Annotated in this window: 10 protein-coding genes; 7 read left to right on the plus strand and 3 right to left on the minus strand. The window is 72.9% G+C overall.

The window, feature by feature from the left end:
- Window positions 1-853 (minus strand): lytic polysaccharide monooxygenase (locus tag ABZV94_RS36320; RefSeq protein ID WP_356348343.1); only part of this gene is annotated, 853 nt, incomplete at its 3' end.
- 433 nt (window positions 854-1286) lie between these two features.
- Here ABZV94_RS36320 and ABZV94_RS36325 point away from each other — a divergent pair.
- Together ABZV94_RS36325 and ABZV94_RS36330 are read left to right on the plus strand one after the other, a co-directional pair.
- Entirely contained in the window at window positions 1287-1934 is a 648-nt protein-coding gene (locus tag ABZV94_RS36325; RefSeq protein ID WP_356348345.1) for a ScbR family autoregulator-binding transcription factor, read from the plus strand.
- Between the two features lie 22 nt (window positions 1935-1956).
- Window positions 1957-3147 carry a damage-control phosphatase ARMT1 family protein gene (locus tag ABZV94_RS36330; RefSeq protein WP_356348348.1) on the plus strand — a complete coding sequence of 397 codons (1191 nt, stop codon included), beginning with the start codon at window positions 1957-1959 and terminating at the stop codon, window positions 3145-3147.
- 6 nt (window positions 3148-3153) lie between these two features.
- On the opposite strand, the gene ABZV94_RS36335 is transcribed toward ABZV94_RS36330, so the two are convergent.
- Both ABZV94_RS36335 and ABZV94_RS36340 read right to left on the minus strand, forming a co-directional pair.
- Window positions 3154-4419: a cytochrome P450 gene (locus ABZV94_RS36335; protein ID WP_356348351.1), complete on the minus strand. Its 1266-nt coding sequence runs from the start codon at window positions 4417-4419 to the stop codon at window positions 3154-3156.
- Entirely contained in the window at window positions 4416-5234 is an 819-nt protein-coding gene (locus tag ABZV94_RS36340; RefSeq protein WP_356348353.1) for an alpha/beta hydrolase, read from the minus strand. Before ABZV94_RS36340 ends, ABZV94_RS36335 begins: the two co-directional genes overlap by 4 nt.
- Window positions 5235-5386: 152 nt before the next feature.
- Here ABZV94_RS36340 and cyc2 point away from each other — a divergent pair, with 152 nt between their 5' ends.
- The 5 genes from cyc2 to ABZV94_RS36365 all read left to right on the plus strand — a co-directional run.
- Entirely contained in the window at window positions 5387-7540 is a 2154-nt protein-coding gene (gene cyc2 / locus ABZV94_RS36345) for a germacradienol/geosmin synthase Cyc2 (RefSeq protein ID WP_356348355.1), read from the plus strand.
- 114 nt (window positions 7541-7654) lie between these two features.
- The gene (phsA, locus tag ABZV94_RS36350; protein ID WP_356348357.1) at window positions 7655-9529 is read left to right on the plus strand and encodes an O-aminophenol oxidase PhsA; all 1875 of its coding nucleotides are present in this window, start codon (window positions 7655-7657) and stop codon (window positions 9527-9529) included.
- A 218-nt stretch (window positions 9530-9747) separates the two neighbouring features.
- The gene (locus tag ABZV94_RS36355) at window positions 9748-10311 is read left to right on the plus strand and encodes a PDZ domain-containing protein (RefSeq protein ID WP_356348360.1); all 564 of its coding nucleotides are present in this window, start codon (window positions 9748-9750) and stop codon (window positions 10309-10311) included.
- A gap of 217 nt (window positions 10312-10528) precedes the next feature.
- The gene (locus ABZV94_RS36360; protein WP_356348362.1) at window positions 10529-11656 is read left to right on the plus strand and encodes an aminopeptidase P family protein; all 1128 of its coding nucleotides are present in this window, start codon (window positions 10529-10531) and stop codon (window positions 11654-11656) included.
- A gap of 56 nt (window positions 11657-11712) precedes the next feature.
- Window positions 11713-12214: phosphotransferase (locus ABZV94_RS36365; protein WP_356348364.1), on the plus strand; the 502-nt coding region annotated here is incomplete at its 3' end.

Consider the following 12214-nt stretch of genomic DNA (forward strand, 5'->3'; position numbering starts at 1 on the left):
AGCCGCCGTGCGTCGTCTGTGCGACCGCGGTCCCGTCGCCGACGGCGGCCCCGGCCCTGTCGGCGCCTGCGCCGGCTCGGTCGGCCGTACGCGCCGCCGGTGAACTCGGCCTGGACGAAGCCGCTGCCGGCGCGGAGGCCGGTGCATCCGGTGAACTGGCCGTCGGTGCCGGCCGAGTGGACCTCGCGGCCCCGGCGGCTTTGCCGCGCTCCGGGAAGACCACGTCGGAGCACGCGTAGTACGTGTCCGGCGTATTGCTGTTCTGCCAGACGGTGTAGAGCACCTGACGTCCCGTCCGGTCGCTCGGCAGCGTCGCGTTCACGTGGTACGCCCCCTCGCGCAGCGGCGGGTCCGTGACCTCCGCGAAGGGGTGCGCGGGCAGGTCGGACCACGTCAGCGGCCGCGAGGGGTCGTAACCCTGCTTGGTCAGGTACAGCTTGAACGTGCCCGCGTGCGCGATGGTCGACGCGTAGGTCAGGGTCAGCCGGCCACCCGGTGCCAGCCGTGTCGCCGGCCAGTCCCGCCGGGCCAGGTCCAGGCCCCGGTACGCCGGCAGGTTCCCGCTGCACAGTCTGCCGTCCGGGATCACCTGCCGGTCGCGGCCCGCCACCCCCGCCACACGCAGGTTGTCCCAGGCGGTGAACGGGCCGCCGTTCGCCGCGATCGCCGCCCGGCAGGCCGGCGTCCCGGTGGCCTCCCCCTCCGGTGAGCAGGCGTACACCCGGCTGACCGGGTCCGTGGGGGCCCCGTGCGCCTGGGCAGACCCCGCCGCCCACGGCAGGAGCAGGAGCGGTGCCGCCGCGGCGGCCGTCCTGACGCTCAGGCGGGCGGTCGTCCGTGTCGTCCGAGTCATCCGGGCGTCTCCTCGGCGGGCGCGGGAACGGGGTCTGCGGCGTCCAGTACGGCCCCGCGGGCCGCCGCGTTCAGACGGTCCGGCGCACCCGCGCGTGGGGGGCGCGAAAGCACCGACCGGTTCGGCTGTTTTGCGCCTGCTTCCACATCCCATTGAGGAGTCGGCCGTCCGCCTCGTATCGTGGCGATCATGGGGCGGCACCCGTCGCCCCGAGGCTGCCGGACACCGGCCGGCGACGAAGGGGACACCGATGAGGTCTCGCCCGTTGAAGGGGTGCGGAGCACCCGGCCGGCGCCGAGCGGGGCGATGACACGTGCCGTGCCGCGCGCGTGGTCCGCCGGACTCCCGTTGCCCTTCGGTGAGTTATCGTATGCAACGGGTCAGAAACAAACCGCATGGCCTGTTCTTTTCAGCGCGAGGAGGGGGTCCCAGGATGCCAAGGCAGTTACGTGCCGAACAGACCCGGGCGACGATCATCACGGCCGCCGCCGAACTGATCGACCGGCACGGATACGAGTCCACCAGCCTGAGCGACATCGTCGCACACGCGAAGGTCACCAAGGGCGCCCTCTACTTCCACTTCGCCGCCAAGGAGGATCTGGCCCACGCCATCCTGGAACTCCAGGCCAAGGCCGCACGGCAGCTCGTGGCCGACGTCGAGAGCCGCGGCTGCTCCTCGCTGGAGGCCCTGATGCGCACCACCTTCGGGATCGCCCGGCTCGCCGTGGAGGACCCCGTGCCGCGCGCCGGACTGCGCCTGGCCACCGCGGACATCGCCGTACGGCCGCCGCTGCGGCACCCGTTCACCGAGTGGCTCGACTTCGCCACCCGCAAGTTCACCGGAGCCGTCAGGGAAGCCGACGTGCACGGCGATCTCGACGTCGGCGTCGTCGCCCACTCCCTCGTCTGCTTCTTCATCGGCACCCGCGTCGCGGGCCGCTCGCTCGAACCGACCGGACGGCTGCCGCGCAGAGTCGCCGAGATGTGGCACCTCATGATCCGCGGACTCGTCCCGGTGCACCGCCGCCCCCGCTATGTCAGCCTCGCCACGCAGCTGGAGCGGGAGATCCGCACCGCCTGACGCCCGCGATACGGTGACGGACATGCCCGACATCCCCTTCGCACCCGTGATCCTCGGCAACGAACCCGGCTCGTTCCCGCACAGCGTGCTGGCCGAACGGCACCCCGCGATCATCCGGCAGGTACGGAACGCCTTCCCGTACGGCCCGGAGCGGCACACGGCACTGGACGAGCTGCTGAAGAGCTGCACCGAGGGGACCGTCGAACCGCTTCCCACGAACGCCCCGGACCGCGACCGGTGGCACGACTGGGGCCTCGGCGAGTACACCGGCCGGTCCTGGTACGACGTGCCCTGGCTGTGGGCGGAGAGCTACTTCTACCGCCGGCTGCTCGACGCCGTCGGCTGGTTCGGACCGGGAGCCTGGCAGGGCATCGACCCCTTCCGCCCCTTCAAACGCGCCGAACTCGACGCCCCGGAGACCGACGAGGAACTGGCCGCCCTGGACGGCCTGCGGGACCTGCCGGGGGACGAGCGGGCGCGCGCCCTGCTGCACGGCTCGCTCTGGGGCAACCGTGCCGACCTCGGATTCCGGCTCTCCGCCGTGGGCACCCAGGCCCGCGAGCCCGCCCCCGCGCTGGTCGCCGACGACAGCGAGACCCTCTGGTCGCTGCTGCCGCCCGGCGGGACCGGCACGCTCGTGCTCGTCGCGGACAACGCGGGCCGCGAACTCGTCCCCGATCTCCTGCTGATCGCCCATCTCCTCGCCGAGGGCCGGACCGCGCGGGCGGTGCTGCACGTCAAGCCGTACCCGTACTACGTCTCCGACGCCACCACCGCCGACGTGGTCGACGCGCTGCACCGGCTGCGCGCGGCCCGCGGGACGGCCGCCGAGTACGGGAGCGCCCTCTGGGCGGCCATGGCCGACGGCCGGCTCACCGTCCGCACCCACCCCTTCTCCTGTGCCCCGCTGCCCTACGCCGCGATGCCGGACGACCTGCGCGCCGAGTTCGCCGCGGCCACGCTGACCATCGTCAAGGGCGACCTCAACTACCGCCGCCTGGTGGGCGACCGGCTCTGGCCGCCCACCACGCCCTTCCGGGAGACGACCGCGTACTTCCCCGGTCCGGTCGCCGCGCTGCGCACCCTCAAGTCCGATGTGATCACCGGCCTGTCCGCGCCGACCGAGGCCGAACTGGTGGCGGCCGAGGGACAGAGCTGGCGGACGAGCGGTACGCACGCGCTGATCCAGACCGACCCCAAGGGGACGGTGTGAGAACGGTCAGGTGAGGCGCACCGGCAGTGTCTTGATGCCGTTGATGAAGTTCGACACCAGCCGCCCGGCCGGCCCGGCGAGACGCGGCGGACCGGGCAGGACGCGCAGCACCTCCTCGTGGAGCAGCCGCAGTTGCAGCCGGGCGAAGTGAGCGCCCAGGCACACGTGCGGGCCGTCCCCGAAGGAGACGTGCGGATTGGGGGAGCGGGCGAGATCGAGCCGGTCGGGAGCGGGGAAGACGCGCTCGTCGCGGTTGGCCGAGGCGTGGAACACCACGACCTTGTCGCCCGCCCGGATCGCGCGGCCCGACAGCTCGGTGTCCCGCACGGCCGTCCGGCGGAAGGTCAGCACGGGCGGATGCCAGCGCAGCAGCTCGTCGACGGCGGACGGAACGGCGACCTTCCCGGCGCGCAGCGGTTCGTACGCCTCCGGATGCTCCGCCAGCGCCAGCAACCCGCCCGGAGCCGCACCGCGCACGGTGTCGTTGCCCGCCACGGTGAGCAGGAAGAAGAACATCTCCAGCTCGGCGTCGGCGAGTTCGGCGTCGTGGGCGAGCGTCGTCATGATGTCGTCCGCGGGGTACCGCCTCTTGTACGCGGCCAGCTGCCCGGCGTAGGCGAACATGTCCGCCAGCAGCGCCGGCGACCGCGGATCGACCGGCCTGCCCGCCCCGTCCCGCACCGGCGGACCCGCCTCGTCCGGGTCCTGGTAGCCGATGACCCGCTGCGTCCAGCGCAGCAGCAGCCGCCGGTCGCTCTCCGGGACGCCCAGCAGATCGGCCAGATTCAGCAGGGCGTACTCGTCGGTGACGGCGGACACCAGGTCCACCGTGCCGTCCCCCGCCCGCGCCGCCTCCACGGCGTCCGCGAGCAGCGTGCGCGCCCGCTCCAGGGCGGCCGCCGCGAACCGGTCCACGCGCCCCGGTGTGAAGGCGCGGCTCACCAGCCGCCGCAGCCGCCCGTGCCCCGGCGGGTCCTGGTTGAGCATCATCCGCCGGATGAACGGCAGGTCCTCCGGATCCGGGTCGCGGATCTGGGTCGCGCCGGCGTACGAGGAGTACGTCCCCGCGTCCTTCAGCACGCGTACCACATCCGCGTGCCGGGTCACCGCCCAGAACCCGGGCCCGGCCGGCCATCCCAGCACCTCCGGTTCCTCCTGCCAGGCCACCGGATGGTGGTCGCGCAGCACGCGGTAGTCGGCGTACGGCACCCCGGCGGCGTACCGGCGCGGATCGAAGACGTCCGGGACCGGCGGCGCCTCCGGCACGCTCACGCCGCCCCGCCCGCGCCGCCCGCCGGGGCGGTGCCCGCGTCTTGTCCGCCGTCGGCCCGCAGGAAGTCCTCGACCGTACGCACCAGGTCCAGCGGGGTCTCGTCCATCGCGTAGTGACCGGCACCCGGCAGCACGGTCAGCTCCGCGCGCGGGTACCAGGACAGCCACGTCTGCCGCATGACCTCCGGCGACAGCGCCGGATCCAGCGCGCCGGCCACGGCCAGCGCCGGTACCTCGCTGCCCACGACGTCGGCGGTGAAGTCCTCGCCCGCCCACGAGTCCAGCCAGGCCCGGAACGCCTTCGGGTCGCTGCGCTCCAGCGAGCGGGCGACCATCCGGTCCAGCCAGGCGGCGGGCCGCCGGCCTCCGGTGGTGAAGTCGATGATCGCGCGCCGGTTCTCCGCCCGGTGCGCCGCGTCCGTGAACAGCACCGCCTGCTCCCCGGCCAGCGGCATGCCGGAGGCGGGCACGGGGGACACCCCGGCGATCCGGCGGACCCGGTGCGGGGCCACGGCGAGCAGCCGCTGGGCCACCGCACCCCCCATCGAGTGCCCGACCACCGAGAACCGCTCCCAGCCGAGCCGGTCCGCCAGCTCCACCAGGTCCACGGCCGCCTCGGCCGTCGTGTACGAGCCCGCGGCGTCCCGGGCCTCGCCGTAACCCCGCAGGTCCACCAGCGCGTAGCTGAAGGACGTGCGGTCCAGGTCCGGCAGGACGGCCGCGTAGGCGGAGCGGTCGGCGAACCAGCCGTGCACGGCGAACACCTTGTGGGCGCCGTCACCGTGCACCTCATGGGGCAGCAGGAAGGAGGTCATGCGCCTACCGTGGCCCCCGCGCGCGGACACGGCAAGGGAACCAACGCCACATCCCCCCACCGGAGTTCCAGGTTTCGCGAGCGGTTCACGCGATGGTGTGATCATGTGCCGCCGGGTGGATGGGCATCCGGAGCCACGGGTAGGGCCCGGCCATGACGCAGCCGTTCGAACTCCCGCACTTCTACATGCCGTATCCCGCGCGGCTCAACCCGCACCTGGACGAGGCCCGGGCCCACTCCACCCAGTGGGCGCGCGACATGGGCATGCTGGAAGGCTCCGGGATCTGGGACCAGGCCGACCTGGAGGCGCACGACTACGGCCTCCTGTGCGCCTACACCCATCCCGACTGCGACGGACCCGCTCTCTCACTGATCACCGACTGGTACGTGTGGGTGTTCTTCTTCGACGACCACTTCCTGGACATGTTCAAGCGCACCCAGGACCGGGCCGCCGGAAAGGCCCACCTGGACCGCCTGCCGCTGTTCATGCCGCTCGACCTCGCCACGCCCGTGCCGGATCCGGAGAACCCGGTGGAGGCCGGACTGAAGGACCTGTGGGCGCGGACGGTGCCCGCGATGTCCGTGGACTGGCGGCGCCGCTTCTCCGTCGCCACCGAGCACCTGCTCAACGAGTCGATGTGGGAGCTGTCCAACATCAACGAGGGGCGCATCGCCAACCCCGTCGAGTACATCGAGATGCGCCGCAAGGTCGGCGGCGCCCCCTGGTCCGCCGGGCTCGTGGAGTACGCGACCGCGGAGGTGCCCGCCGCCGTCGCCGGCACCCGTCCGCTGCGCGTCCTCATGGAGACGTTCTCCGACGCCGTCCACCTGCGCAACGACCTGTTCTCCTACCAGCGCGAGGTCGAGGACGAGGGCGAGAACAGCAACGGCGTGCTGGTCCTGGAGAAGTTCTTCGGCTGCACCACCCAGGAGGCCGCCGACACCGTCAACGACGTCCTCACCTCCCGGCTGCACCAGTTCGAGCACACCGCGTTCACCGAAGTCCCCGCCGTCGCCCTGGAGAAGGGCCTCACGCCCGGCGAGGTCGCCGCGGTCGCCGCCTACACCAAGGGGCTCCAGGACTGGCAGTCCGGCGGCCACGAGTGGCACATGCGCTCCAGCCGCTACATGAACAAGGGCGCGCGCTCCCGTTCCCCCTGGCAGGTGCCGAGCGGCCCCGGGACCTCCGCCGCCGACGTCGGCGCGCTGCTCGCCTCCGCCGCACAGGACCGGCTGCGCGCCTACTCCCACGTGCCCTACCAGAAGGTCGGCCCGTCCCGCATCCCCGACCTCTACATGCCCTTCGAGCTCCGGCTCAGCCCGCACCTGGACCGGGCCCGCGGCAACCTCGTCGACTGGTGTCACCGGATGGGCGTCCTCCAGGAGGGCGTGTGGGACGAGGACAAACTCGCCGCCTACGACCTCGCGCTGTGCTCCGCCGGCCTGGACCCGGACGCCACCCCCGAGGCCCTCGACCTCAGCGCGCAGTGGCTCGCCTGGGGCACCTACGGCGACGACTACTACCCCCTGGTGTACGGCCACCGCCGGGACCTCGCCGCCGCCCGGCTGACGACGGCCCGCCTGTCGCGGTGCATGGCGGTGGAGGGCGCGCCGGCGATCGTTCCCGCCGACGCCATGGAACGCGCGCTGATCGACCTGTGGACGCGCACCACGGCCGACATGACCGCCGACCAGCGGCGCACCCTCAAGACGGCCGTGGACAAGATGACCGAGAGCTGGGTGTGGGAGCTGTCCAACCAGCTGCAGAACCGCGTCCCCGACCCGGTCGACTACCTGGAGATGCGGCGTTCCACCTTCGGCTCGGACCTCACCCTGAGCTTGTGCCGGATGGGCCACGGCCCCGCGATCCCCGCCGAGGTGTACGCCAGTGGCCCGGTGCGCTCCCTGGAGAACGCCGCCATCGACTACGCCTGCCTCCTCAACGACGTCTTCTCGTACCAGAAGGAGATCGAGTACGAGGGTGAGATCCACAACTCGATCCTGGTCGTGCAGAACTTCTTCGGCGTGGACTACCCGGCCGCGCTCGGCGTCGTCCACGACCTGATGACCCAGCGCATGCAGCAGTTCGAGCACGTGACCGCCCATGAACTGCCGGTGCTGTACGACGACTTCGACCTGTCGGCCGAGGCCCGCGCGCTCATGGACGCCTACGTGGAGGACCTGCGCAACTGGCTGGCCGGGATCCTCAACTGGCACCGGGAGGTCGACCGGTACAAGGCCGCATGGCTCGGCCGCCGCGCCCACGGCTTCCTGCCCGACCGCGCGCCCGCCCTGTCGCTCGGCTGACGCCCCGGAAATCTCCGCGTACGGAATCGGGCATTCAGGGAACTTCGGTGAATCCTCAGGAGTCTTGTGGAGTAAGGGGAACAACAGAGCCAGAACACACGGGGGTGTTCTACTTTGACCGAGACCATCGAGCGGCCCACCGGACAGACCACGGGCGGGCAGGCACCGGCGGAGCAGGAACTGACGCCTTACATGGCGCCGTTGACCGTTCCGCCGGTCCTGCGGCCCGCCGCGGACGACGTCCTGCGCGAGACCGAGATCGCCCTGCGCCCGACCTGGGTGCGCCTGCATCCGCAACTGCCCCCCACCCTGATGTGGGGCTACGACGGACACGTGCCGGGCCCGACCATCGAGGTGCGCCGCGGACAGCGCGTCCGCATCGCCTGGACCAACCGCATCCCCAAGGAGAGCGAGTACCCGGTCACCTCGGTGGAGGTGCCGCTGCGCACGGACGGCCGCCCGCAGGCCACCACCGAGCCCGGCCGCGAGGGCGTCGAGCCGAACAAGGACGTCGCCGCGCTGCCCGCCTGGTCGGTGACCCACCTGCACGGCGCGCAGACCGGCGGCGGCAACGACGGCTGGGCGGACAACGCCGTCGGCCACGGGGACGCCCAGCTGTCGGAGTACCCGAACGACCACCAGGCGGTGCAGTGGTGGTACCACGACCACGCGATGAACATCACCCGGTGGAACGTGATGGCGGGCCTGTACGGCACCTACCTCGTCCGGGACGACGAGGAGGACGCCCTGCACCTGCCCTCCGGGGAGCGGGAGATCCCGCTCGTCGTCGCCGACCGCAACATCGACACCGACGAGGACGGCCGCCTCAACGGCCGGCTCCTGCACAAGACGGTGATCGTCCAGCAGCGCAACCCGGAGACGGGCAAGCCGGTCTCCATACCCTTCACCGGCCCGTACACCACGGTCAACGGCCGCATCTGGCCGTACGCCGAGGTGGACCCGGCGTGGTACCGCTTCCGGCTGGTCAACGCCTCCAACGCGCGCATCTTCGAACTCGTCCTGATCGACGAGGACGACCAGCCGGTGCCGGGGATCGTCCACCAGATCGGCAGCGACGGCGGACTGCTGCCGCGCCCGGTGCCGGTGGACTTCGACGCGGAGCTGCCCACCCTGACCGCGGCGCCGGCCGAGCGGTTCGACCTGCTGGTGGACTTCCGCGGACTCGAGGGGCGGACCCTGCGGCTGGTGAACAAGGGCCCCAACCAGCCGGCGGGGGTGCCCGACCCGGCCGGGGACGTGCCCTGTCCGGCCGTGCTGGAGTTCCGGGTTCGGGAGAGCTGCGCGGAGGACACCTTCGAACTGCCCGAGGTGCTCTCCGGTTCCTTCCGCCGCCTCACCCACGACATCCCGCACGGCCACCGGCTCGTCCTGCTCACCCCGCCCGCCACCAAGGGAGCCGGCGGCCACCCGGAGATCTGGGAGATGGCCGAGGTGGAGGACCCGAGCGGGCTGACGCTCCCGGCCGAGGGCATCGTCCAGATCACCGGACCCGACGGCACCACGAAGACGTACCGGCGCACCGCGCGGACGTTCAACGACGGGCTCGGCTTCACGATCGGCGAGGGCAGCCACGAGCAGTGGAGCTTCCTCAACCTCGCACCCATCGTGCACCCCATGCACATCCACCTGGCCGACTTCCAGCTGCTGGGCCGGGACGCGTACGACGTCTCCGGCTTCGACCCGGCGGTGGGCGGCACCCGCACCCCGATCCGGTACGACGCCGGCCGGGAGATACCGCTCGCGCCCAACGAGCGGGGGTACAAGGACGTCTTCCGGGTGCCGGGCGGCCAGATGCTGCGGGTCATGGGCCGCTTCGACGGCGCGTACGGCCGGTTCATGTACCACTGCCACCTGCTGGAGCACGAGGACATGGGCATGATGCGGCCGTTCGTCGTCATGCCGCCCGAGGCCCTGAAGTTCGACCACGGCGGGGCGCACGGCGGCCACGGCGAGGGGCACACGGGCTGAAAGAACGGGGCCGGGCCACACCCCGTCGCCTCCTCCACGGTGGCGCGAGTGGCCGGCTCCGGCACGGCATCGTCCCTGTGCGCGCCGCCAAGGGTGGGCCGAACCCGCCGGCGTGACGGCTACCACTACCCTGAGTCACCCTCCGGGCAGTCTCACCCTTTCGTGTCTCGTCGCGGGCCGCCGCCCCGGGTAGAGCACCAACCGGAGGCGAGCGAACCATGGAAGAGACTGCGTTGCGTCCCAAGCCGATGCCCGGTCAGGACCGGCGGGAGGACGACACCCCCGGCCCCGCCCACCACCCGCACGCCGCGCCCCGGCGGGGACGGCGGCTGTGGACCCTGCTGTGCGGCCTGTGCGCCGGCACCGTGCTGGTGCTCTCGGGCGTCGGCATCGGCACGGTCGGCGCCACCGTGATCGGCATGAGCCGACTCGCCGAGCTGCGGCACCGGGTCCCGCCGCCCGCGCCGTCGGCCAGCGCCGCCCCCACGGCCGCGCCGACGCCCGTCCCCACCCGTCCCGGCCCGGCCCTGGGCGTGGAGGCCGTCGACGCGGAGAAGGTGGGCGCCCTGGTGGTGGGCGTGCACGTGCCCGGCCCCGGCTACGCGGCGGGCCTGGTCCGCGGGGACGTCGTCCTGCAGTGGGGCGCGGCCCGTGTGGACAGCGCCGCCGACCTCGCCCGAGCCGTCGGACGGGCCCGGCCCGGCGAGGCGGTGCTCCTCACCGTGCGCCACGCGAGCGGCGGCTATCAGCAGTTGACGGTGACCCCGGGAGTGGTGATCTGACCCGATCCGGGCCCGGCCCCGTCGCGAACCCCGGTCACACCGGGAAACCCCTTGGTCACCATCCGTCCCCCGCGTCATCATGGACCCGTGCCGAGTGCCCGCTCGGCGGACGGCGGGACGCCGGTCCGGGGGACCGGCTCGCGCGGGTCTGTACGGGCGGGCAGGATGCTGCCCGAGACACCGTCGACCCGTTTCCTCACCCGCCCCGGAGGCCCGGATGACCGGTAGTACGCCCGCGCCCTTCACCGCCGCCGACCACAGGGCCCGCATGGAGCGTGCCGTGCGCTCCGCCGTCGACGCCGGCCTCGCGGGGCTGCTCGTGGCACCGGGACCGGACATGGTGTGGCTCACCGGCTACACGCCCACCGCGGTCACGGAACGGCTGACCCTGCTGGTCCTCACGCCCGGCCGGGACCCGGTGCTCGTCGTGCCCACCCTGGAGGCCCCCGACGCCGAGCAGGCCCCCGGCGCCGCCGCGCTGACCCTGCGCGACTGGACCGACGGCAAGGACCCCTACGCCGTCACCGCCGGCCTCCTCGACGACCGCGGCCGGTTCGGCATCAGCGACAACACCTGGGCGATGCACCTGCTGGGCCTCCAGCGGGCCCTGCCCGACACCTCCTACGCCTCCCTGACCGACGCCCTGCCCATGCTGCGCGCGGTGAAGGACGCGGCCGAACTCGACCTCCTGGCAGCCGCCGGAGCGGCTGCCGACCTGGCGTTCGAGGAGATCCGGAAGGTTCCCTTCGCCGGCCGCCGCGAGTCCGACGTCGGCCAGGACCTCGCCGGCCTGCTGCGCCGCTTCGGCCACTCCCAGGTCGACTTCACGATCGTCGGCTCCGGCCCGAACGGCGCCAACCCGCACCACGAGGTCGGCGACCGCGTCATCCAGCCCGGCGACATGGTCGTCCTCGACTTCGGCGGCCTCAAGGACGGCTACGGCTCCGACACCACCCGCACGGTCCACGTCGGAGAGCCGACCGAGGAGGAGCGCCGGGTCCACGACGTCGTGCGCGCCGCCCAGGAGGCCGGTTTCCGGGCCGTGCGCCCGGGCGTGGCCTGCCAGGAGGTCGACCGCGCCGCCCGCGCGGTGATCACGGACGCCGGGTACGGCGAGTACTTCATCCACCGCACCGGCCACGGCATCGGCGTCACCACGCACGAGCCGCCGTACATGATCGAGGGCGAGGAGCAGCCGCTCGTGCCCGGCATGTGCTTCTCGGTCGAGCCCGGCGTCTACCTGCCCGGCCGCTTCGGCGTGCGCATCGAGGACATCGTCACGGTCACCGACGGCGGCGGCCGCCGCCTCAACAACACCACCCGTGAGATGGTCATAGTGGAGTGAGAGACCTGAGGAGCAGCCCCACTCCCGACGACACCCGGAACGGCGACGCACCACCCATGACCCAGGCACCGACACCCACCGCGGACACCGTCCGCAGACTGGTCCGCTCGCTGCTCAAGGAGGGCGGCGACGACACCGGGGGGCCCGATGTGCGGCCCGTCACGGAGGACCGCGAGCACACCTGGTGGGTCGGCAGCCGCCATGTGCTGCGCCTCGCGCCCGACCGCGAGGCCTCCGTCCGCCGCCGCCGCGAACTGCGGCTGCGCGAGGTGGTCCGCCCGCAGGTGCCCGTCGCCGTCCCGACCAGCATCGCGCACGGCGACTGGGCGCCCGGCCTCGCCTACACCCTCGACACCCGGGTGCCCGGCGGCACGGCCGACGAGTACGACGTCTCCGCCGTCGGCGAGGCCGACCTCGCCGGGCTGCTCAGCGGGCTGCGCACGGTTCCGGCCCGGCAGGCCGAGGCGCTCGGCGTGCCGCGCACCGCACCGCGCTCGCTGGATCCCGACGGTCTCTCCACCCCTGGGTGGAGGCAGGCCGGTGCCAGGTTCCACCCGT

It is taken from the genome of Streptomyces sp. NPDC004658, from assembly GCF_040609555.1.
Lineage (GTDB): Bacteria > Actinomycetota > Actinomycetes > Streptomycetales > Streptomycetaceae > Streptomyces.

Bases quoted from the DNA above. Each gene is read 5' to 3' on its own strand.
- cyc2 (WP_356348355.1), top strand. From the start codon at position 5,387: ATGACGCAGCCGTTCGAACTCCCGCACTTCTACATGCCGTATCCCGCG.
- ABZV94_RS36360 (WP_356348362.1), top strand. From the start codon at position 10,529: ATGACCGGTAGTACGCCCGCGCCCTTCACCGCCGCCGACCACAGGGCC.
- ABZV94_RS36340 (WP_356348353.1), bottom strand. From the start codon at position 5,234: ATGACCTCCTTCCTGCTGCCCCATGAGGTGCACGGTGACGGCGCCCAC.
- ABZV94_RS36330 (WP_356348348.1), top strand. From the start codon at position 1,957: ATGCCCGACATCCCCTTCGCACCCGTGATCCTCGGCAACGAACCCGGC.
- ABZV94_RS36355 (WP_356348360.1), top strand. From the start codon at position 9,748: ATGGAAGAGACTGCGTTGCGTCCCAAGCCGATGCCCGGTCAGGACCGG.
- ABZV94_RS36325 (WP_356348345.1), top strand. From the start codon at position 1,287: ATGCCAAGGCAGTTACGTGCCGAACAGACCCGGGCGACGATCATCACG.